The organism is Streptomyces anthophorae, assembly GCF_049310305.1.
In the GTDB taxonomy this organism is placed as follows: Bacteria; Actinomycetota; Actinomycetes; order Streptomycetales; family Streptomycetaceae; genus Streptomyces.
The window spans coordinates 6,640,457-6,662,047 of record NZ_JBLWQQ010000001.1; the positions used below are offsets into that span (position 1 = coordinate 6,640,457).

Below are 21,591 nucleotides of genomic sequence, written 5' to 3' on the forward strand. Positions count from 1 at the left end.
GAAAGGAGCGTATTCGACAGCGAGGGGTGCATGAAGACATGGACGGCACGGATGCCATCGACCCGAACGGCGACCCGCGGGCGGCGGTCGACCGACTGATGGACGGACTGCGGTCCGACCTGGAGCGGCTGGCGGCCATCCCGTCCGTGGCCTTCCCCGGCTACCCGGCGGAGCCGGTGCGCGAGGCCCACGACCTGCTCGTCGGGCTGCTGCGGGACGCGGGCGTGGAGCGGATCGAGACCCTCGACCTGCCCGACACCGCCCCCGTGATCTTCGGCGAGATCCCGCCGCCCACGCCCGACGCCCCGACCGTCCTGCTCTACTCCCACTACGACGTGCAGCCGCCCGGCGACGAGAGCCTGTGGAAGTCGCCGCCGTTCACACCGACCGAGATCGAGGGCGGGCTGCGGGCGCGCGGCATCGCGGACGACAAGTCGAACGTCATCGCGCATCTGGGGATGCTGCGGGCCTTCGGCGGTCGCCCGCCCGTCGGCGTGAAGATCGTCTTCGAGGGCCAGGAGGAGTACGGCAGCGCGTTCGACGCGTATCCGCCCAGCGATCCGGCCCGGTTCGCCTGCGACGCCATGGTCATCGCCGACCTCGGCAACATCCGTCCCGGTACCCCCACCCTCACCACCGGCCTGCGCGGCGCCGCAGAGGTCACCGTCGAGGTCCGCACCCTCGAAGAGGCCCGCCACAGCGGCGAGTTCGGCGGCGCGGCCCCCGACGCCCTGCTCGTCCTCCTCAAGGCCCTGTCCACGCTCCACGACGTGCATGGCGACGTCGCCGTGGAGGGTCTGCGCCGCGACGAGTGGACGGGCACCAGCTACACCGAGGACGAGTTCCGTGAGCTGGCCGGCGTCGCGGAGGGCCTCCCGCTGCTCGGCAGCGGCACCCTCGGCGAACGCCTCTGGAGCGGTCCCGCGATCACCGTCATCGGCCTGGACGCGCCGAGCGTGGCGGGCGCCGCCTCGGCCGTCGTCCCGCACGCCCGCGCCAAGCTGAACCTGCGTTTCCACCCCCAGCAGGACCCGAACGAGGCCCAGGAACTGCTCGTACGGCATCTGCGGTCGCTGCGGCCCTTCGGTGTCGCGCTCACCGTCACGCCCGGCGACACCGGGCCCGGCTACGAGGCGGCGACCGGCGGCCCCGCCTACCGTGCCGCCCGCGCCGCGCTCAAGGAGGCGTGGGGCACCGATGCCTCGTACGTCGCGACCGGCGGCTCCATCCCGCTCGTCAACGGCCTCGCGAAGGCGGCGCCCGGCGCCGAGGTGCTGCTCTTCGGCGCCCAGGACAACCTCTGCAATCTGCACGCCCCCAACGAACGCGTCCTGTTCTCCGAACTGCACGCCACGGTCGTCGCGATGTGCGCGTTCGTGCGGGAGTACGCGGCCGACTTCCGGAGCGGAGCATGAGCACCGCGGGGCCGACCGACACGGCCGAGGCGCCCGAACAGCCCCCGGCGAAGAAGAAGTTCACCTTCCCCAGCGCCCTCACCGTCCTCGCCGTCGTCACGATCGCGATCTGGCTGCTCGCGTTCCTGATCCCGTCGGGGGAGTACGACAGGAACGGCGAGGGCGCGCCCGTCGAGGGCACGTACCAGCGCGTCGACTCCGGGCAGTCCTTCGTCGACCGCCTCAACGACCTCTTCCTCGCCCCGGTCAACGGCCTCTACGGCATCCAGGACCCGAAGACCGCCCTCGTCTCGCCCGACAACTCCGGTGATCTGTACGGCAGTGCGGGCGTCTTCCTGTTCGTGCTCGCGATCGGTGCCTTCATCACCGTCGTCTTCGCGACCGGCGCTCTCGACCGGGGCATCGGCCGCCTCGCCCACCGGCTTCGCGAGCGCGGGGCGCTGCTCATCGCGGGCGTCATGGCCGTCTTCTCCGTCCTCGGCACGGTCGAGGGCTTCGCGGAGGAGACGCTCGGGTTCTACGGCCTGATCGTGCCGCTGATGCTGGCGCTCGGCTACGACCGGATGACGGCGGTCGGCGCGATCATCCTCGGCGCGGGGGTCGGCGTGCTGTGCTCGACCGTCAACCCGTTCGCGACCGGCGTCGCCTCGTCGGCCGCCGAGATCTCGCTGGGCGACGGCATCGCGCTGCGGTTCGTGATGTGGATCGTGCTGACCGCGGTCACCATCGCGTACGTCATCCGCTACGCGAAGCGGGTGCGGCGCGATCCGGGGCGCTCGATCTCGGGCTTCCTGCCGGGGGACCGGGACCTGGACGAGACGTCCGCGGAGACCGCCGAGGTCCCCGAACTGACCGGCCTGCACAAGGGCGTTCTGCTCGCCACGGCGCTCGTCTTCGCCTTCATGATCTTCTCGGTGGTGCCCTGGGCGAGCGCCCTGACAGGAGACGCCGACGCGACCCCGTACGGCTTCGAACTCGACTGGTCTTTCCCGCAGTTGGCGGCGCTGTTCCTGGTCGCGGCCGTGCTCGTCGGGATCGTCGCGCGGATGGGCGAGCAGAAGCTCAGCTCGACGATCATCCAGGGAGCGGCCGACTTCGTCTCGCCCGCGCTCGTCATCCTGCTGGCCCGCGGCGTCACCGTGATCATGAACAACTCGAAGATCACGGATACGGTGCTGCACGCCATCGAGGGCGTCGTGAAGGGCACCTCGTCCGGCGTCTTCGCGATCATCGTCTTCCTCGTGAACCTGCCGCTGGCCTTCCTCATCCCGTCCACGTCCGGGCACGCCACGCTCGCCATGCCGATCCTCGCGCCGCTCGCCGACTTCGCGGACGTCTCGCGCGCGGTCGTCGTCACCGCGTGGCAGGCGGCCAGCGGCTGGATGAACCTGTGGGTGCCGACGACCGCCGTCACCATCGGCGGCGTGGCCCTCGCCAAGGTCGGCTACGACAAGTACCTGCGGTTCGTGTGGCCGCTGCTGGCCATCCTGTTCGTGCTGATCTGCGTGTTCGTCGCGCTGGGGGCCGCGTTCACGTAGCGCCTATCGTCGGGTGGCATGGACGGTCTCGGTGAACTCGACGAGCGGATCAGCGACTGCCGGGCCTGCCCGCGGCTCGTCGAGTGGCGTGAGGAGGTGGCGCGCACCAAGCGCGCCGCCTTCGCCGACTGGACGTACTGGGGGCGCCCGGTGCCCGGCTTCGGGCCGCCCGACGCCTCGCTCCTGATCGTCGGCCTCGCGCCCGCGGCGCACGGCGCCAACCGCACGGGCCGCATGTTCACGGGCGACCGGTCGGGCGACGTCCTCTACCGGGCCCTGTACGACATCGGGCTCGCCTCCCGTCCTGACGCCGTGAGCGCCGACGACGGGCTGACGCTGGACGGCGTCCGGATCACCTCACCGGTGCACTGCGCGCCGCCCGCGAACAAGCCGACCCCGGCCGAGCGCGACACGTGCAGGCCCTGGCTCGTCCAGGAGCTGCGCCTGCTGCGGCCCACGCTGCGCGCGGTCGTCGTGCTCGGCGCGTTCGGCTGGCAGGCGGCGCTGCCCGCGTTCGCCGAGGCCGGGTGGGAGGTGCCGCGCCCGCGCCCCGCTTTCGCGCACGGCGCCCGCGTCGACCTCGAAGGGCTGGCCCTGTTCGGCTGCTTCCACGTCAGCCAGCGCAATACCTTCACCGGCAGACTCACCCCCGAGATGCTGCGCGGCGTGCTGCGCGACGCGGCGCGCGCGGCCGGATTGCACCCGTTCGGCCCCGCTCGGGAGGACCGCGACCCGCCCGCTTCCTAGCGTGGCCGTGTGGCAGCAGAGACAGCGCAGGAGACGACGCCCAAGCCGCCCGCGGCGGCCTATCGCAACCTCATCGTGGCGACCGTGGGCTTCGCGCTCACGTTCTGGGCCTGGAATCTCATCGCCCCGCTCGGCAGTGCCTTCGGCGAGTCCCTGAAGCTCAGCTCGTTCGAGCAGTCCTTCCTGGTCGCCGTGCCGGTGATCGTCGGTTCGCTGGGCCGGATCCCGGTCGGCGCCCTGACCGACAAGTTCGGCGCCAAGATGATGTTCCCGCTGGTCACCGCGGCGACGATCATCCCCGTGCTCCTGGTGACGGTGGCCAGGGACTCCTACCTGGCCATGGTTCTCGTCGGCTTCCTGCTGGGCCTCGGCGGCACCACGTTCGCCATCGGGGTGCCGCTGGTGAACTCCTGGTTCCCGCCCGCCAAGCGCGGCGCGGCCGTCGGCATCTTCGGCATGGGCATGGGCGGCGTGGCGCTGTCCGGGTACTTCACGCCGCGCATCGCCAAGCACGGCGAGAACCTGCCGTTCTACATCGTCGCCATCGCGCTCGCCGCGTACGTGGTGATCGCCTGGCTCTTCATCAGCGACCACCCGGGCCGCACCGTCCCCACCACCTCGCTCGGCGAACGCCTCGGCCAGGCCGGGAAGCTGCGGGTGACCTGGGAGCTGTCGGCGCTCTACGCGATCGGCTTCGGCGGCATCGTCGCGTACGGCACCTATCTGCCCACGTACCTGAAGACCTGGTATGACCTCGACCCGATCGACGCGGGCACCAAGGCCGCCGGGTTCGCCCTCGTCACCGTCGTCTTCCGGCCGATCGGCGGCTGGCTCTCCGACCGGATCCACCCGGCCGTCGTCACCGCCTGGGCGCTCGCGGTCGTCGCGATCTTCGCCATCGTGCAGGCCTTCAACCCGCATCTGGCCCCCGGCGGCACGGTCGACATGCTCGTCATGGGCGCGGGCCTCGGCACCGCGAGCGGCAGCGTCTTCGCCCTGGTCGCCCAGGTCACCCCACCCTCACAGGTCGGCTCGGTCACCGGCATCGTCGGCGCGATCGGCGGCCTCGGCGGCTTCGTCCCGCCGCTGGTCATGGGCGCGATCTACAGCGCTCAGAACTCGTACTCCATCGGCTTCATGCTGCTGTCCGACCTGGCGCTCGCGGGCTGTGTGTACGCGTACGGGCGGATGCGCAGCATCAAGACGGGCGAGCAGTCCGTGCAGTAACTTCGCCGGATGCCTCTGTACCCGCCTGTCGAACCGTACGAGCACGGCCTCCTGGACGTGGGCGACGGCAATCGGATCCACTGGGAGACCTGCGGAAACCCGCAGGGCAAGCCCGCCGTCGTGCTGCACGGCGGGCCCGGCTCCGGGGCCACGCCCTTCGCCCGCCGTCTGTTCGACCCCGAGCGCTACCGGATCGTGCTGCTCGACCAGCGCGGCGCGGGCCGCTCCACGCCGCCGGCGAGCGCGTACGACACCGACATGAGCGTCAATACGCTGCCGAAGCTGATCGCCGACCTGGAGCTGCTCCGCGCCCACCTCGGCATCGAGCGCTGGCTGGTGTGGGGCGTGTCCTTCGGTTCCGTCCTGGCCCTGCGGTACGCGCAGACGCACCGGGAGTCCGTCTCCGAACTGGTCCTGACGGGCCTCGCGACGGGCAGCCAGGAAGAAGTCGACCTGTTGACGCGGGGCCTCGGCGCGGTGTTCCCGGAGGCGTTCGCCGCGTTCCTCGACGGGGTGCCGGAGGGGGAGCGGGACGGCGATCTCGCGGCCGCCTACAACCGGCTCCTGGAGTCGCCCGACCCGGCCGTGCGCGAGCGGGCCGCCCTCGCCTGGACCGACTGGGAGACGGCGTGCGTCTCGCGGCCGCCGCGCTCCGTGCCCCGCTACCAGGACCCGGAGTTCCGGTACGGCTTCGCGCGCACGGTGACGCACTACTGGAGTCGGGGGCACTTCCTGGACGCGCCCGACACGGTGCTGCGCGACCTGCCACGGCTCAAGGGGGTCCCGGCGGTCGTGGTGCAGGGAAAGGTGGACCTGGGCAATCTGCTCGGCATCCCGTGGCGGCTCGCGCAGGCCTGGCCGGACGCCGAGCTGATCGTCGTGGACGACGCGGGGCACAACGCGGGGGCGCGCGGCATCACCGACGAACTGGTCGCGGCCCTGGACCGGTTCGGCGGGAGCGGAGCCGCCTGACGGCCCGGAGTTACGGGGTGGGCTCCTCGTCGAAGAGGTGGCGCACGGTGAAGTGGTAGTTGGTGCGGACGTGGGTGAGGGCGACCGCCCGCGCCCGGTCGGCGTCGCCGCCCGCCATCGCCTGGTACAACTCCCGGTGCTCGGCGAGCTGTTGGGCCCACTCCTCGGCGCGCCGGGTGAGCCAGCGCAGCCGCCCGCCGACGGGCTGCATCACGGAGACGATGAGGTCATTGCGCGCCATCTCCAACAGCCGGTCGTGGAAACGGGAGTTGACGTCGGTGTTGGTCTCGGCGTCGCCCTCGCGCGTCGCCCGCGTGGCCCGTTCGAGCAGCTCCTCCAGCTCCGCCAGATCGTCCTTGGTGGCCCGCTCGGCCGCGAGCCCGGCGGCGTAGACCTCCAAGGCCTCGCGCAGCTCGTACAGTTCGGTGACGTCGGTGCGGGTCAGGGTCCGCACGACGGCCCTGCGGGGCGTCTCGTACGTCACGAAGCCCTCGGCGAGCAGCGCCCGGATCGCCTCGCGGACGGGCACCCGGGAGACCCCGAACCGCTCGGCGAGCTCCCGCTCGACGAGCCGGTCGCCCGGTCGCCTGCGCCCGCCGATGATGTCCTCGCGCAGGGCCGCGAGCACGCGCTCGCGCACCGCGCCCAGGGGCTCCACCGATCCTGCCGTCGTCATGGGTCCATCTTCGTCGATGTCGCCGAGAGGCAGGGGGACTGGGGTGGGTTTACGGAGATGTAACCGCACGGACATTGCCGGATGCGGTCGGCAGCGGGACGATCGCGCGGTATTGGTATACCAAACATCCCCCAATGCCCCCTCGCCGGAGGACCCGTATGTCCGTGGCCGAGCCCGTGCACTCCCAGCCCACCACCCCCATGCCGCCCGACCCGCGCCTGACCAACGAGGACCTGGCGCCGGCCCGCGAGCGCACATGGAAGGTCTACGACCTCTTCGCCCTGTGGATGTCCGACGTCCACAACCTCGGCAACTACACGTTCGCCGCAGGCCTGTTGGTGCTCGGCCTCAACGCCTGGCAGGTCTTCACCTCGCTGCTCATCGGCTTCGTCCTGATCTACATCGGCTGCAACGCGATGGGCCGCATCGGCCAGCGCCACGGCGTCCCGTTCCCGGTCGTCAGCCGGATCAGCTTCGGCGTCTGGGGAGCGAACATCCCCGCTCTCGTCCGGGCCGTGATCGCCATCATGTGGTACGGCATCCAGACCTACCTGGCCTCGGTCGCCGTGAACGTGATGGTGCTGGCGGCGTTCCCGGCGACGAAGTCGTGGACGGAACACTCCTTCCTCGGCCTGCACGCGCTGGGCTGGGCCTCCTTCCTCCTCCTCTGGCTGGTCCAGTCCCTGATCATCACGCGCGGCATGGAGTCGGTCCGCAAGTTCCAGGACTTCTGCGGCCCCGCGATCTGGGTGGTGATGCTCGCCCTCGCGATCTGGGTCTGGGCGAAGGCCGGCTGGACGATCTCGCTGACGTCGACGCCGCACCCGGTGTCCGCCGGCGAACAGTTCCGCCAGTGGTTCGGCGCGATCGGCCTGATCCTCGCCACGTACGGCACGCTGATGCTCAACTTCTGCGACTTCTCCCGCTTCGCACCGGACTACCGGACCGTGCGCCGCGGCAACTTCTGGGGCCTGCCCATCAACTCGACCGCCTTCGTGGTGCTGTCCGTCGTGGTCACGGCGGGCAGTGTCGAGGTCTTCGGTGAGGCGATCACCGACCCGGCGCTGCTGGTGGCGAGGATCGGCAACACGTGGGTCCTGGTCTTCGGCGCACTGACCTTCGCGATCGCCACGATGGGCGTGAACATCGTGGCCAACTTCGTCTCCCCGGCGTACGACCTGGCGAACGTCTGGCCGCAGAAGATCACGTTCAAGGTGGGCGGGGCGATCTCGACGGTCCTGGCCCTGCTGGTCACACCGTGGAACCTGTACTCCAACCCGGACGTCGTGAACTACTTCCTGGGCGGCCTCGGCGCGTTCCTGGGCCCGCTCTTCGGCATCCTGATGCTCGACTACTTCTGGGTGAAGCGCGGCCGGGTCGACACGGAGGCGCTCTTCGACGCGCGGCCGGGGTCCCGCTACTACTACCGGCACGGGGTGAACCCGAAGGCGCTGGCGGCGTTCGTCCCGTCGGCGGCACTGGCCGTGGTGCTGGCCCTCGTCCCGTACTTCGACTCGGTGGCGGCGTATTCGTGGTTCATCGGGACGGCGGTGGGAGCCGGGGTGTACGGGGTGGTGTGCAGGCGGGAGCGGGCGGAGTCGGGCTCCCTCACCGTCACCTGAGTCCCAGGTGACGGTGAGGGAGCCCGTGGGTCATGCGGCCAACAGGGGTTCCAGGAATCGGCTGGGCGTCCCGTGCCAGAAGATCGCCAGTGAGTCGCGGGACCGCGGGGGGACGAGGCCCTCGCTCGCACCGGCAATGATCATGCGCTGGTATTCGAGGCCCTTGAACCGGAACATCGTGCCGATGTGAACGCCCTCGCTCCCGCGCGGGCCGTCGGGGCCGATCTCGACAGCCCGGACGCCCGCGTGAGCAAGCGTCACCGCAACCTCCTGTGCCATCTCGTTGGTCGGCACGCAGATGGCGATCTGCTCGCGGGGGATGTCGTCCCACGTGTCGATCAGCTCGGCGATGGCATCCCGCTCCGATTCCCAGCCCTTGCTCTGGTGGCAATTGATGGCACTGTGATTGTCATGTGTGGATTGTGTGTGCGAAGCTGCGGCTCTTCCGCCGCAGGGGAGCGGCGTTTCAACTGGGGGATTCACCGCACGTGAACGTTCGCGCCACCATGCGCCGCTGCGTGACCGGCAGTGCCGCACTGGTCTTCGCCGCGGCCGCGCTGTTCGCCGGCGCTCCGACCGCATCCGCGCATCGGGACGGCTGCCACCGCTGGCATTCCTGTCCTTCCGACACCGGCTCCTACGTGTGCGGAGATCTCGGCTATTTCTCCGAATGCGGCTACAGCAGCCTGCCTGGCTCGGGTTCCGACTCGGGCGCGGGCGCCGATGACGGGCAGGAGACCGAGGACTACGAGCCGCCGAAGGCGCCGTCCACCGAGAACCCGAAGGCCGGGGCCGGGGGCAAGGTGACGGTGACGGCAAAGGCTGAGCGTGGCTCGCGTATCGAGGTGCGGGAAGTGGACGACCCGGACTTCCCGGAGGACGGCAAGAGGGTCGCGAAGGCAACGGCGACCGGCGCATCCCAGACCGTCGGCTTCACCGCCGACGACGGCGAGCACACATACGTCCTGATAGCCGTCGACGCGGCCGACAACTCCAGTGATCCGAGCAAAGAGTTCACCGTCGATGTCGACGCCGAGGGGCCGCCCCTCGACGACCTCGAGGTCAGCGACCCGGACGGGGCGACGGGTGCGGTGGAACTGTCCTTCATCACCGACCTGGGAACGGACTACGACATACGCGTGGCAGGCACGTCGACCCGCTGGCGCGGCACCAGCGAGGGCGGTGACTTCAAGGAGTCGCTCTGGCTGCCCAACGGTACGCACGCGATCACCGGCTCACTCCGCGACAAAGCCGGGAACGTGACCAAGGTCGGGGCGAAGGCAGTCGTGGACCTCAAGGCCCTGGCGCCGAAGCTCGAATCCGCGACCGACTCCCACGACGAAGACACCCGCTTCACCATCACCGGCCCGCGCGCGGCCCGAGGCACGCTCGACGTCGGCACGCAGAAGCGGAAGGTCACCCTCGACGACAAGGGCCACGCCGAGATCGCTCTGCACCTCCCCGACGGTTCGTACCTCCCGAAACTGGCGCTCACCGACCCCTTCGGCCGCGCCGCCACGAACGAGGGCCCCAAGACCGTCGTCGACACCAAGGCACCGAAGGCCACGCTCTCGTACGACAAGGAACGCGCCCGTCACCGGGAACTCGTCCTGACCGTCACCGGTGAAAGCGGAGCGGCGGTCCATATCGAGGCTCCGGAGTCGCTCGCCGGGAAGTTCACCCTGGACGACGGCCGGCGGACCGTACGGGCGTCGGCCGCGCCCGGCGACGTCTACGTCACGGTGTCCGTGACCGACGCCGCGGGCAATACGAGTCGGCGCACGCTGACCGTGCACGTTGCGGACGACTGGACGACGGCGCAGATCGTGGTGGCGCTGATCCTGTTGCTGTTCGTCCTGGCGGTCGTCGTACTGATCTGGCTGCGACGGGCGCGCATCGCCGCGTGGATGAGGGCCCGGCGGCGAGCCCGAGTCGCTGCTGCCGTGGAACGTGACATCCAGCGCCAGGCGGCACAGCGCGCCAGGGAAGAGCAGCGCAGGGAGCAGGAGGCTCTGCGCGCCATGCAGGCGTACGAGCGGGAACTCGCGACGTGGAAGGCGGAGCGGAATCGGCTCACGGCACGCGTCGACATGGCGCGCGACATGAAGGCCGGTCGTTTCGCCGTCGCGGAGTGGCGCTGGGGCAAGCGACGCAAGGGCGAGGAAGTCCTGGCGGTCACGGCGACGGCGAAGCTGGTCGAGGTCCGGCAGCGACAGGGGCAGCAGTACAACGAGCGCACCGATGCGGGCGAGCTCGTCGTCACCAACTGCCGTGTGTTCTTGGTCGGTTCGACGAAGAAGCGCGACTGGGACTACGCGAAGTGGCTCAGCCACGACCACCAAGCCCCCGGCCTGACGATGGTCCTCGTGTCGAACCGCCAGAAGACCTCGGGCGTCGACTACGCGGGCCCGGACGCGGAGCGAATCAGGACCGCCATCGAGGTCGGCCTCAGTCGACACCAGGGGATGTGGTCAGCGCTGCTCGACCGCCTCCGAGGCGACGTCGAGGAGCATTCGCGACTTCGCCCGGACCGGCCGGAGGCGCCGGACGGGGGTGTGGTGTTGGGGAAGCCGGTGGGGTGAGTTCGGTGTCCAGGAACCGTGAGGCGGGCAGTGGCAGGGGAGCCGGGACTGTGACGTGGTATGGCGGTGTGTCCGCCATACCACGTCACAGTGACTCGGTCTTGCGCTCACACCGTGCTCGCCGGCCTGCAGAGTGCCCGTGCTTGCGCGGTCGACCCAGCGGTTGGCGGGCGCAGAAGGGTGGCGCGTCACGGCATTCAACAACACGCCGAGCCAACCGTGGCCGACGCCCTACTCGGTGGCCTTGGGGTGGCCGGTGCCCGCGTAGGTGATCCAGGCGATGCGGTTCGGCTCGTCGACGAGGTACCAGATGCGGCCGCCGCCTGTGACCTCGAACTGCCAGCGTTCCATGGTGTCGCCCTTCCAGACGGCGCTGCCCAGCTTGCCCTTCAGACGGTGGTGACGGTCCGGTTCGTCGAGCGCCGGGTGCGGCCCGGTCGCCGCGTTTGGGGCTCACTCGGCCGCCTGCGGGGCAGCCACCGGGCCCAGGTCACCGTCCGGCTCCCGGGTGAGGGCGGCGTGCAGTGCCGGATCGGCGTATACCTCCGCGCTGTGTCGCCACTGGGTGAGTAGCAGGGCGATCGGGGCGAGGTTCTCCAGAGCGGCGGCGCCTCGAGCAGTGTCGGTGAGCTCGGCGAGCATCGTCTCGACGTCCTCATCGGGAAGGAACACCGACCAGGGCAACGCGTCGGGCAGCAGCTCGCGCAATATGGCCAGATTGCCGGTGCTGACCAGGCCGGCCAAGAGGCGGGCGGTGAAGTCGATCACTGTGGCGTCTCGCTCCAGCTGATCGGCGCGGATCAGGGCGAGATCGCCCGCGCCGCGGCGACGCAGCCGAAGGGCACGTACCGCATCAAGGCGCCGGGCGGTGGCTGCCGGGTGGTGGAGCAGCTCGCTGAAGGGAACGTCCTCGTACGTTGTCGCCATGACATCCACAGTACTTTGGATGTGGGTGGGTGGGTAGGGCAGCGCGAAAGGTTCGACACCAGGACCGACGCGCAGGGCGCACCGGATCGGGCGGCCGCACGGCCCCGCCGATCCGTGGGTCGGCCACGTGCAGCAGATGACGTGGGGCGTGAACCGGTTGTCGGGGTGGCCTGTGTACGTGACACCAAGGACCGGGGCCGGACCATGGTGGACGTGGCACCTTCGGCCTGGAAGGCGTTCGTGGGGTTCGCGGCGCGCGGATGACGCCCGGTGGGAACAAAACCGGTGCCCTGCGGCTCACTTGAGGTGAGTCTCAGGGCACCGTTGGCTTCGCCGTCAGGTCAGTCGCCGGCCCATGCGGGCGGACGCACGCTCCGTGTCCTTCGTGTGCCACCAGTCGAACAGGTTGGTGCGCACCAGAAGCTCAAGGGTGTGCATCGAACTCTCGGTGAGGTCGCCGCTCACCATGCTCGCGTCGGGTCCGCTGTAGGCGAGCGAGACCCGCCAGCGCTCCTCGGACACCTGGACATCCATCTCGATGTTCAGTGTCGGACGGATCGAGGGAACGCGTACCGCGAGGACTTCGATGGGGACGCCAGGGCCTTGTCGCTGAACCCCCGAGATCCGCTCGATGAGTTGCTCTTGAACCTGTTCCGCTGTGGCCATTTCAGTCTCAACAATTCGTTGCCTCGAAGGTGGTGTATTCAACGGTAGCGGTGATGATGCCCTGCGGGCTGACCCTTGAGCCGGGCCCCCGTAGGGGCCCTGGTTGTAAACCACCTTGAAGTTTCTGGTCGGCCTGGGTCGGCAGGAATTGTTCTTGAAGCTCCCGCTCCAACGCCCCCGCGCTGCGATGTGCTTGTACCCCCAGCTGGAGGTGCCGCATCTCATGATGACCTTGGACGGCCCGCGGTAGAACGTGTAGGCCACCTTGCGGTAGCTCTGTCGCTTGCTGACGTGCGGCTGATTATTTTCACTCGCATGAATTCCTTGATCTCGCAATCCCGAATCCCCAGGCGGGGGCATTCGCAAGGCGGTGGATTCCGCGAAATGGATCGTATGGCGAGTGAGCCCAAGTGTCGGGCGAGTCATCCATGAGATGGGTAACTCCCATTAAATGGAACCGAGTTGGCGTGAACCCCATCTGTCAGTCAGGGATCCACGCAAGTTGAATTCTTAACGTCAGGGATGAGAGTCATGGGGGGGCGCAGGCCGACCCGGTATCAGCTCGGTGAGTCGGCTGACGATCGCATCGATGTGGGGTCTGCCTCGGGCCAATGAGGGCGAGGGCCTCGGGCCCGTCGAGGCTGATAGGGGCGCTCCGGGTGAGCAGCGACTACGCGGGTGACGGTGTTAGGGGTGTTGATCGTGATGATGGTCGCATCCCGTGCCCGCACCATGCGGAGCCCCATCGTGGAGCACCTTCCGGCTGCCGGCCGGGAGGTGTCGACCGTTCAGCTGGGCACCGCTTGCTCCGCTCCCCGCCGGGGCCTCGCGCACGTCCCGTAGCGGTCCGCCTGCCACCGTCACTGCCAACGCCTGGCCGCCCCGCCCTTACGGCTGCCGCGCCTGCCGGGGCTCGGGCGGGGTGGTGGAGGGCAGAGGTCAGGGGACCCTGATCAACAGGTGAGTGCCACGTGTAACGGTAGTCCAACGCGTACCGGGACGTACCCCGTCTTGTAGCAGCAGGTAGGGGACGGTTCTGTTCCGGGACTGCAGGGAACTGTGTCCAGGACTTTGGACCCTGTAGATGGGAGTCATGTCGTCCCGTTCGGCCGGAGTCGCGTGCCCGACACCATCGGTGGCGGCACCCCGTGGGGCGGGTCGATCCGGGGCGGTGGCCCCGGGCGTAACGTGCGCTCATGCCCGAGTTCACCGATGACGTCTTCCTCGACCGCCTCGCCGACCGGCTCGGCGCCCTGCCCGGGGTGCACGCCGTCACCCTCGGCGGGTCACGCGCCCAAGGCACGCACACCGCCGCGAGCGACTGGGACACCGCCGTGTACTACCGGGGGAGCGAGGGGCTGTTCGCGCCCCGGCACCTGCGGGACGTCGGGTGGGAGGGCGAGGTCTCCGAGATCGGGCGCTGGGGCGGCGGGGTGTTCAACGGTGGGGCCTGGCTCAGCGTCGACGGGCGGCGTGTCGATGTGCACTACCGGGACCTCGACGTCGTCGAGCACGAGTTGGCCGAGGCCGAGGCCGGGCGGTTTCGGGTCGAGCCGTTGATGTTCCACCTCGCCGGGATTCCGTCGTATCTCGTCGTCGCCGAGTTGGCTGTGAACCGTGTGCTGCGCGGGCGCACGCCCCGGCCCGACGGCTACCCCGCCGCCCTGCGCAAGGCCGCCCCCGACGTGTGGTGGGGGCGCGCCTCGATCACCCTCGACTACGCGAAGGGGAACAACGCGCCCCTCGGCGGGCGCACCGAGGTCGTGGGGGCGGTCGCCATCGCGGCCATGCAGGCCGCCCACGCCGTGCTCGCCGCGCGCGGGGAGTGGGTGACCAACGAGAAGCGGCTGCTGGAGCGGGCCGGGCTGCGGGGGATCGACCGGGTGGTGGCCGACCCCGCGCTCTCGCTGGAGGAAATCGTCGACCGGGCCCGGGAGTTGCTGGCGCGGGCCGTCGCCGAGGCTCAGTAGCCCAGCGGGTACGTGCGGAGGTCCCGCCAGCCCGTCCCCGCGCCTTCCGTCACGATCAGCTTCACCGACTCCACGCGCGCGTGCAGCGGCAGCGCCCCCGTGAACTCAGTCTCCGGGATGTCGTCCGTGCCCGCGCCGCTCGCCAGCGTGAGATGCGGGTCGAGGCCCTCGTCGCCGAAGATGCCGCGGTACGGGACCGCCTCCGGCCAGCGTTCCCGTATCGACTTCGTCAGGGTGCGGAGGCCGTCGTCCGGGGCCGGGGGCAGATAGAGGACTCCCGGCCAGCGGTGTACCTCAGAGAAGGTGAGCGGGAGCGGAGGCGCCGCCGCGAACAGCGCGCGCAGGTCCGCGTCCGTCTCCGGCGTGATCCGCTCCAGCGGGAGGAACGGGTAGAGGAGCGTGATGTGGGCCCTCGACGGCGTGCGGACCAGCGCGTCCGCCTCCGGGACGTGGATCGTCAGGGCCGTGTCGCCGGGCAGGTCCGGCCAGCCGCCGTGGTCCTGAGCAGTACGTCGTGTGGGCACGGTCAAGTGTCACATTCCGGAAACCTCGCCGTTTCCTCCCCTCCAACAACTCCGCTTACTCTTGACAGACCAGTTCAGGCTGGCCGACGGCGTCCGGCACCCCTCCGTGTTCGTACGACAGGAGTCTGCTCACCGTCATGCGCCGCCCCCATTCGCTTCCGCCCTGGCTGAGCCACGCCCTGCGCGCCCAGCGCGCGCCCGTGCCGTGGCCCGCCGTCGTGCGCGGGGCCCTGGCAGGCGGGCCGCTGCTGCTCGTCGCCGTCGCCGCCGGGCGGCCGTCCAGCGGAGTGCTGCTCGCGCTCGGGACCCTGCTCGCCGGGGTCAACGACCGGCCGGGGCCGCGGCTCGCCGCCGTGTCACGGCTGGGCGGGCCCGCGCTCGGCGGGGCCCTGGGCATGACCGTCGGCAGCCTCATCGGGGGCTCGCTGCCGACCGGGGCGCTCATCGCCTGCCTCTTCGCCGTGCTCGGGCTCGTGGGCGGTGCCTTCAGCGCCGTCGGGCCCGTCGCGTCCTCCACCGGGACCCAGTTCCTCGTCACCGTCGCCATAGGTGCCGGAATGCCGCTGCCGGAGCCCGGCTGGCAGCGCGCGCTGCTGTTCGCAGGCGGCGCCGCGTGGCTGATCCTGTTGCGGCTCCTGCTGCCCTCTCCCGTCCGCGCGAACGTACGCACGAAGGGGCTCGGCTACCTCTACGACGGTGAGCGCGCCGCGGTCGCCTCCGTGTACGAGGCCGTGGCCCGGCTGCTCGAGGCCGTCGGCGGCCCCGAGGTCCGCTCGCGCCGCGTCGCCCTCACCGCCGCGCTCGACCAGGCGCAGGACGCCCTGCGGCGCGGCCGCTCCCGGGCGTCCCTGCGCCTGCGCCGCCAGTACTCCGCCGCCCTCCCGCTCGCCGAGGCCGCCACCGCGCTCGCCTGGGCCGGGCAGCCGGTGCCCGCGCGGGCCGCGGAGGGGCCGCGCCGGCTCGCCGCCGCCGTGCGGTCCGGGGAGGCGCCGGGCCCGCTGCCCGCCCCGGCCCGCGCCGACGCGGGACTGCGGGCGCTCGACGAGTCGCTGCTGCGGGCCGCCGAGGCCTTCGACGGGGCCGCCGTCCACCTGCCGTCGGCGCGCCGCCGCGCCTCCGTGCGCACGCTGCTGCGCCGGGTGGTCGGGCCCGCCGGGCGCGAGTACGGCGTCCGCGTCGGACTCTCCTTCGGGGCCAGTGCCGCCGTCGCCCAGGCCCTGCACCCGCTGCACTGGTACTGGCTGCCCGCCACCGCCGTCTTCCTCGTCAAGCCGGACCTCGGGCCGCTCGCCTCGCGCGCACTGTGCCGGGCGGCGGGGACCGTCGCGGGCGCCGTCCTCTTCGCCGGCCTCGCCGCCGTACTGCCCCACCCCCTCGGGCTCGTCGCGCTCGTCGCCGCCTGCGGGGCGCTGATCCCCGTCGCCACCCGGCACTTCGCCGCGCAGACCGCCGTCGTCACCGTCCTCGTCCTGTCCCTGGTGATGGTCGGCGGGGAGCCGCAGGCCTCCTGGGGCCGGATCACCGAGACGCTGCTCGCCTGCGCCATCGTGCTGGTCGCCGGGCATCTGCCGCTGCCCGGCCGGCACCGCGGCGGCGGGGTGCGGGTGCGGCTCGCCGTCGCGCACGACGCCGCCCACGCCTACGTACGGCATGTGCTGAGCGAGTCCGCGCCGGGCGCCGAGGGGATCGACCGGCACGGGCGGTGGGCGCTGCGGCGCGAGGCGTACCGGACGCTCGCCCAGGCGCGGGCCGCCGTGGACCTGGCCGCCGCCGAACTGCCGGTGCTCGCACGGCACTCGGACGGCTCGCGGCAGGTGACCGTCGTCCTGGAGCGGCTCGTCGACGCGACGACCGCGTGCGCCGTGCAGGTCGACGACACCGGGCGGGTGCCCGAGCAGCACGCGCGCAGGATCGACGTGCTGCTCGCGGAACTCGCCGCCTGACACGCCTGGTTCAGGGCCGCAGGTCGATCCAGACGGGCGCGTGGTCGGAGCCCGGCGCGTCCCGCCGGTCCTGCGGGTCCGCGCCCACCGACGGCAGCGGTGCGAGCGCGGCGTCCTCCCCGTGCGGCGCGCCCGTACCGGCGCGCACGACGTGGCCGAGCAGCTCGTGCGAGACGAAGACGTGGTCGATCAGCTCGCGGTGGCCCGCCTGCACCCGCGAATAGCGCTGCTCCTCGGGGATCAGCGGCGCCACGTTCCACAGGCGCTTCGCGTCGCCCTTGTCGGCGTGGTCGAAGCCCGGTGTGCCGATCTCGGAACCGGGCGGGCCCTGAAGGATCTGCGTGGTCGCCGCGGCCACCTCGTCGTTGAAGTCGCCGAGCACCGCGACGCGTTCACGGCGGCCGTCCTCCCCGATGAGGGTGTCCGCGAGGGCGCGCACGGTCGCCGCCTCCGCCGCGCGCCGTTGCAGCGCGTACACCGCGTAGCGCGCCCGCTCGCCCTCGTTGCGCGGTACGAACCTGCCGCCCGGGTAGCCGAGCAGCTTCGACTTGAGGTGGCAGACGGCGGCCGTGAGCCACGTCGCCCGGGTCGAGAAGTGCACGGCGAGCACGCCACGGCCCGTCCGGTCCGCGGTCCTGCCGCTGTCGTCGACCTGCACCGGGCGCACGGCCTCGGGGAACGCGGCCGTGTCCGAGACCACGTTCACGATGACGTCGCTGAGGAAGCCGACCCGGATCCCGCGCTCGTCGGGGTAATCCGACAGCGTCACCCGGTAGTGGCCGTCGAGCAGTTGCACCAGATCGTCGAGCGCCGCCGGGTCGCCGACCTCCTGGACGCCGAGCAGGGTCGGCCGCAGCCGGTTCACGGTGTCGGCGAGGGAGGCGAGTTTCGCCTCGTAGGCGGCCTTGTCGCGGGGACCGTAGGGGCCGCCGGGGCGGTAGAGGTTCTCCAGGTTCCAGGTTCCGACGAGCATGGCGTGCTCCGTCCTCTGGCCGGCCCGGACGGGCCGGGGCGGCCAGCGTCCCAGCGGCCCCGCGAGGAGGACAGCGCTCCTTCAGAAAATCAGGGGCCCGCCGGGAAATCGGCGAGCTGCCGGGAAATTCAGAAAAACTTCCGTCGCGGCGATGAGTTCCGTACCGCCCCCCGGTCACCCCTGACGAGAGACACGACCGGAGGAGGAACCATGGGGCTGCCGAAGGTGGTCACGCGCGAGGAGTGGCGCGCCGCGCGCGAGGAACTGCTCGCCCTGGAGAAGGCGGCGACCCGGGCACGGGACGCGCTGAACACACGGCGGCGCGAGCTGCCCATGGTCGAGATCGACAAGTCGTACGTGTTCGAGGGCCCGGACGGGAAGTCGGAGCTGCTCGACCTGTTCGAGGGGCGTCCCCAACTCGTCGTCTACCACTTCATGTTCGCGCCGGACTGGGACGCGGGCTGCCGCAGCTGCTCCGGATTCCTCGACCAGATCGGGCACCTGGCGCATCTGCGGGCCCGCGGCACGGAGTTCGCGGCGGTGTCCCGCGCCCCGTTCACCAGGATCCTGCCGTTCAAGGCGCGGATGGGGTGGACGGTGCCCTGGTACTCGTCCCATCTCAGCGATTTCAACCAGGACTTCGGCGCCACGGTGGTGGGCGAGGACGGCGTCCCGCAGGAGCGGCCCGCGATCAGCTGCTTCCTGCGCGAGGGGGAGCGGGTCTTCCACACGTACTCGACGTTCGCCCGGGGCATGGACCACATCGGGTTCACCACGAACCTCCTGGACCTCACCGCCCTCGGCCGCCAGGAGGAGTGGGAGCGGCCGGCGGGGCGCGCGTCCGCCCTCGGGGCCCCCGCGGGCAGTGCGCGGGTGCGCTACCACGACGAGTACCTCGACTGAGATCCGCACGAGTACCTCGACCGGGATCCGGACGAGTGCCTCGACCGAGAGCCGCCAAGATCCCGGCACGTACGACCTGACCACGTCTCAACTCGGTGTCATTCTCGTCACGTTGCGAGTCGGAAGCGCCCCTGTCAACGTTCTCCCTCATGAAGCGCCCGGACGCGCCGGGCGCCGCGCATCGGCACGATCACGGGGGCAGGGACCAATGATGATCAACGGACGAGTGGTGTTGCAACGCTTCCCGGCGGGCGGGCCCCGCGGCTCCTGGCCCGCGGAGGAGTACGCGAGCAGGCGCCGTCAGGAGGGTCAGCCGGCCGAGGTGGTCATGGACCTCGCCACGGACGCGTTCCTGGTGATCGTGCGGGAACCGGTCGCCGATCCGGTGGGCTGACGCCCGTGGCCGAACCTGGCCCCGCAGCGGCGCCAGGAACTACGAAGCGCCGACCGAGCGCGACCACACCGGCGTGGTCCCCGTGACCCGGCACAGCGCGAGATACAGCGGAATCGGCGGCGTGTACGGCACCGAACCCTCCGGACAGTGCACCAGGGACGGGGCCCGCGGCGCGTCGCGCACCAGGGCGCCCGCCGTGTAGGCCGCGGGCGCGGGCCACTCCAGGGACACATCGGAGTCCGAGGGCACGAGCCACCACCAGTGCGCCCCGTCCGCGTACACACAGCCCATGCGCGGCAGCCGCTTCGCCATCGCCCGGCCGAATTCCTCGGGCACCGCGACGGCGTCGCAGCCGAGCGGCGCGGTCATGCCCGCGGGCACGCTGAGCCGCACGGGCCAGGTGCGGCCGGGACGCGCGTCCGCGTGCTCCGGATACCGGGGGCGACGCCTCCGGGCCAGTCCGGCCAGCGAGTTCAAGTGCATCGTCCGCTTGCCCGTTGTCACCACGCCCATCCGATCCCGTTTCGCACGTTCGTCGTTCCTCCGCCCGCCGTCCGGCAGGAGCGGACGTTCACCAGGCCCATCCGGCGCCGTCCGACGCGCCGGGCACCGGGCCCGGCGGCTGCGGCTCCCGGTCGTCGTGCGGCAGTTCGGCCCAGACCAGGAGGCCGGGCCCGGTCTCCTGGGCGCCCCACGCCGTGGCGACCGCGGCCACGAGGAGGAGCCCCCTGCCGTGCTCCTCCTCGGGCGCGACACGGCCGGTGCGCGCGTCGCCCGGGATGCAGCCCTCGTCCCTGACCGCTATGCGCAGGCGGTCACCGGCGTCGTCGCGCAGCTCGCGCAGTTCGCAGTGGATGCGCCGGCTCGCGGTGTGCACGATCGCGTTCGTGACCAGTTCGGACACGACGAGGGCCGCCGCGTCGCAGGTGTCCTCGCACGCGCCCCACGCACTGAGGTGGGTGCGCGTCACGCGCCGGGCCTGAGCGGCGGAGCCCGGGTGGGGAGCCAGTTCGAAACTGCTGCGACGGGCAGCCGACGGGAGAGCCCCTGCCGGGGTACCCGAACGGTCACCGAGCGTAGTTTCGCCGGCTTCTGTTCCTAAAGGCGCAGACGGAGTCACGCTTGCCACTATCTCCCCGCCATGAACACTTGGCAAGGGCCACTCTGAAAAGTGCAGAGTGGCGTATGCCGTGTGGAGCGGGCATGGCAGACTGCTCGCAGCAGCGCGCCACGCGGCCTCAATCGGGGTCGAACCGCAGGAAACGGCCGGTGAGGGACGTCTTTCGGGTCTTTTTCCGCGGCGCGAAGTGGCGGGATTCAGACATCGGGACTACTGGGAGGTAGGGGGCGTGAGCGAACCCCGGTCCGCGCCGACGGTCGGCCAGGTCGTTCTCGGGCGCCGCCTTCAGGACCTTCGCGAGGGTGCCGGGCTCAAGCGCGAGGAGGCCGCGAAAGTACTCCGCGTGACCGCCGCGACGATCCGCCGCATGGAGACCGCCGAGGTCTCGCTGCGCATCCCGTACGTCCAGCTGCTCCTGAAGGCCTACGGCGTCGCCGACGACGAGGCCGCCTCCTTCGTGCAGCTCGCGGAGGAGGCGAACAGGCCGGGCTGGTGGCAGCGGTACCACGACATCCTGCCCGGCTGGTTCTCCATGTACGTGAGCCTGGAGGGCGCGGCCCGGCTCATCCGGTCCTACGACCCGCACTTCGTGCCCGGCCTGCTCCAGACCGAGGACTACGCGCGCGGGGTGCTGGAATCCGGCGCCATAGGGCGGGCGGTCGCCGAGGACCCCGATGTGGTCGAGCGGCACGTGGCCCTGCGCCTCCAGCGCCAGAACCTGCTCACCCGCGAGGACGCGCCCCGCCTGTGGGTCGTGATGGACGAGACCGCCCTGCGCCGCCCGGTCGGCGACGCGGACGTGATGCGCGCCCAGATCGACCGGCTGCTCGAGGCGATGGAGCTGCCGAACGTGACGCTTCAGGTCGCGGAGTTCGCCGCGGGCCCGCACCCGGGCACGTACGGGCCCTTCGTCCTGTTCCGATTTGCCATGTCAGAACTGCCGGACATGGTCTACAGCGAGTACCTGACAGGTGCGGTCTATCTCGACGCGCGCCCCGAGGTGGCCACCCACCTCGAAGTCATGGACCGCATGGCGGCGCATGCCGCGACGGCGCAACGCACAAAGGAGATTCTCCGTGATCTCCGCAAGGAGCTGTGAATGGACTCGATCAAGGACCGAATACGAGGCGTCGACGGCGAGCCGATCTACAACGGCATGCCCGCGCGCGAACTCGGCAGTGAGGGCTGGCACAAGCCCTGGAGCGGTGGCAACGGGGGCAACTGCCTCGAAGCCATGAAGCTCGCCGACGGGCGCGTCGCCGTACGTCAGTCGTCGGACCCGGACGGGCCCGCGCTGATCTACACCATCGGTGAGATCACCGCGTTCATCGAGGGAGCGAAGGCGGGGGCCGCGGACTTTCTGCTGTCGTGACACACCGCGGGCCGGCCGCT

The 21,591-nt window shown here is 71.0% G+C and carries 20 protein-coding genes and 1 pseudogene; 13 read left to right on the forward strand and 8 right to left on the reverse strand.

Translation table 11 applies throughout. The annotated features are described in order from the left end of the window. Positions 1-38 precede the first annotated feature (38 nt). From ACNYS0_RS30100 to pip, 5 genes are read left to right on the forward strand one after another with little or no spacing between them, the layout of a single operon-like run. The gene (locus ACNYS0_RS30100) at positions 39-1,415 is read left to right on the forward strand and encodes a M20/M25/M40 family metallo-hydrolase (protein WP_422477939.1); all 1,377 of its coding nucleotides are present in this window, start codon (positions 39-41) and stop codon (positions 1,413-1,415) included. Next, complete coding sequence (locus ACNYS0_RS30105) at positions 1,412-2,953, forward strand: YfcC family protein (protein ID WP_422477941.1); 1,542 nt, start codon at positions 1,412-1,414, stop codon at positions 2,951-2,953. The genes ACNYS0_RS30100 and ACNYS0_RS30105 overlap by 4 nt, the downstream gene beginning before the upstream one ends. A gap of 18 nt (positions 2,954-2,971) precedes the next feature. After that, a complete protein-coding gene (locus tag ACNYS0_RS30110) occupies positions 2,972-3,700 on the forward strand; it encodes a uracil-DNA glycosylase (RefSeq protein WP_422477943.1) in 729 nt (242 codons plus the stop codon). Between the two features lie 9 nt (positions 3,701-3,709). Further along, positions 3,710-4,927: a nitrate/nitrite transporter gene (locus tag ACNYS0_RS30115; RefSeq protein WP_422477945.1), complete on the forward strand. Its 1,218-nt coding sequence runs from the start codon at positions 3,710-3,712 to the stop codon at positions 4,925-4,927. 9 nt (positions 4,928-4,936) lie between these two features. Beyond that, on the forward strand, positions 4,937-5,899 hold the full coding sequence (pip, locus tag ACNYS0_RS30120; RefSeq protein ID WP_422477947.1) for a prolyl aminopeptidase: 963 nt from the start codon (positions 4,937-4,939) through the stop codon (positions 5,897-5,899). Between the two features lie 10 nt (positions 5,900-5,909). Here the strand turns inward: pip and ACNYS0_RS30125 are convergent, their stop codons facing one another. Next, complete coding sequence (locus ACNYS0_RS30125; protein ID WP_422477949.1) at positions 5,910-6,575, reverse strand: GntR family transcriptional regulator; 666 nt, start codon at positions 6,573-6,575, stop codon at positions 5,910-5,912. Positions 6,576-6,733: 158 nt separating this feature from the next. Between ACNYS0_RS30125 and ACNYS0_RS30130 the strand changes: the two genes are divergently transcribed. Beyond that, positions 6,734-8,197 carry an NCS1 family nucleobase:cation symporter-1 gene (locus tag ACNYS0_RS30130; protein ID WP_422477951.1) on the forward strand — a complete coding sequence of 488 codons (1,464 nt, stop codon included), beginning with the start codon at positions 6,734-6,736 and terminating at the stop codon, positions 8,195-8,197. 30 nt (positions 8,198-8,227) lie between these two features. Here ACNYS0_RS30130 and ACNYS0_RS30135 read toward each other — a convergent pair. Next, positions 8,228-8,584, reverse strand: a pseudogene (locus ACNYS0_RS30135) (UvrD-helicase domain-containing protein); the annotation flags it as partial. Between the two features lie 101 nt (positions 8,585-8,685). Between ACNYS0_RS30135 and ACNYS0_RS30140 the strand changes: the two are divergent. After that, entirely contained in the window at positions 8,686-10,779 is a 2,094-nt protein-coding gene (locus tag ACNYS0_RS30140; RefSeq protein WP_422477953.1) for a hypothetical protein, read from the forward strand. Between the two features lie 453 nt (positions 10,780-11,232). Here the strand turns inward: ACNYS0_RS30140 and ACNYS0_RS30145 are convergent, their stop codons facing one another. Together ACNYS0_RS30145 and ACNYS0_RS30150 are read right to left on the reverse strand one after the other, a co-directional pair. Beyond that, entirely contained in the window at positions 11,233-11,706 is a 474-nt protein-coding gene (locus ACNYS0_RS30145) for a hypothetical protein (protein ID WP_422477955.1), read from the reverse strand. A gap of 336 nt (positions 11,707-12,042) precedes the next feature. After that, positions 12,043-12,372: a hypothetical protein gene (locus tag ACNYS0_RS30150; protein ID WP_422477957.1), complete on the reverse strand. Its 330-nt coding sequence runs from the start codon at positions 12,370-12,372 to the stop codon at positions 12,043-12,045. A 1,196-nt stretch (positions 12,373-13,568) separates the two neighbouring features. Here ACNYS0_RS30150 and ACNYS0_RS30155 point away from each other — a divergent pair. Next, a complete protein-coding gene (locus ACNYS0_RS30155) occupies positions 13,569-14,342 on the forward strand; it encodes a nucleotidyltransferase domain-containing protein (protein ID WP_422477959.1) in 774 nt (257 codons plus the stop codon). On the opposite strand, the gene ACNYS0_RS30160 is transcribed toward ACNYS0_RS30155, so the two are convergent. Further along, on the reverse strand, positions 14,336-14,866 hold the full coding sequence (locus ACNYS0_RS30160) for a 2'-5' RNA ligase family protein (RefSeq protein WP_422477961.1): 531 nt from the start codon (positions 14,864-14,866) through the stop codon (positions 14,336-14,338). The two genes, ACNYS0_RS30155 and ACNYS0_RS30160, sit on opposite strands and share 7 nt — an antisense overlap. A 137-nt stretch (positions 14,867-15,003) precedes the next feature. Between ACNYS0_RS30160 and ACNYS0_RS30165 the strand changes: the two genes are divergently transcribed. Then, positions 15,004-16,809, forward strand: a complete 1,806-nt coding sequence (locus ACNYS0_RS30165; protein WP_422477963.1) for an FUSC family protein — start codon at positions 15,004-15,006, stop codon at positions 16,807-16,809. Between the two features lie 10 nt (positions 16,810-16,819). Here ACNYS0_RS30165 and ACNYS0_RS30170 read toward each other — a convergent pair whose 3' ends face one another. Further along, complete coding sequence (locus ACNYS0_RS30170; RefSeq protein WP_422477965.1) at positions 16,820-17,782, reverse strand: endonuclease/exonuclease/phosphatase family protein; 963 nt, start codon at positions 17,780-17,782, stop codon at positions 16,820-16,822. A gap of 210 nt (positions 17,783-17,992) precedes the next feature. Here ACNYS0_RS30170 and ACNYS0_RS30175 point away from each other — a divergent pair, with 210 nt between their 5' ends. Next, on the forward strand, positions 17,993-18,685 hold the full coding sequence (locus tag ACNYS0_RS30175) for a DUF899 domain-containing protein (protein WP_422477967.1): 693 nt from the start codon (positions 17,993-17,995) through the stop codon (positions 18,683-18,685). A 211-nt stretch (positions 18,686-18,896) separates the two neighbouring features. Further along, positions 18,897-19,079 (forward strand): hypothetical protein, encoded by a 183-nt coding sequence (locus ACNYS0_RS30180; protein WP_422477969.1) that lies wholly within the window; start codon positions 18,897-18,899, stop codon positions 19,077-19,079. Positions 19,080-19,118: 39 nt separating this feature from the next. Here ACNYS0_RS30180 and ACNYS0_RS30185 read toward each other — a convergent pair whose 3' ends face one another. Together ACNYS0_RS30185 and ACNYS0_RS30190 are read right to left on the reverse strand one after the other, a co-directional pair. Continuing rightward, on the reverse strand, positions 19,119-19,592 hold the full coding sequence (locus ACNYS0_RS30185) for a hypothetical protein (RefSeq protein WP_422477971.1): 474 nt from the start codon (positions 19,590-19,592) through the stop codon (positions 19,119-19,121). Between the two features lie 58 nt (positions 19,593-19,650). Next, the gene (locus tag ACNYS0_RS30190; protein WP_422406667.1) at positions 19,651-20,049 is read right to left on the reverse strand and encodes an ATP-binding protein; all 399 of its coding nucleotides are present in this window, start codon (positions 20,047-20,049) and stop codon (positions 19,651-19,653) included. A 379-nt stretch (positions 20,050-20,428) separates the two neighbouring features. Between ACNYS0_RS30190 and ACNYS0_RS30195 the strand changes: the two genes are divergently transcribed. Next, positions 20,429-21,298 (forward strand): helix-turn-helix domain-containing protein, encoded by an 870-nt coding sequence (locus ACNYS0_RS30195; protein WP_422477973.1) that lies wholly within the window; start codon positions 20,429-20,431, stop codon positions 21,296-21,298. Then, positions 21,299-21,571: a DUF397 domain-containing protein gene (locus tag ACNYS0_RS30200; protein ID WP_385765527.1), complete on the forward strand. Its 273-nt coding sequence runs from the start codon at positions 21,299-21,301 to the stop codon at positions 21,569-21,571. Positions 21,572-21,591: the final 20 nt, after the last annotated feature.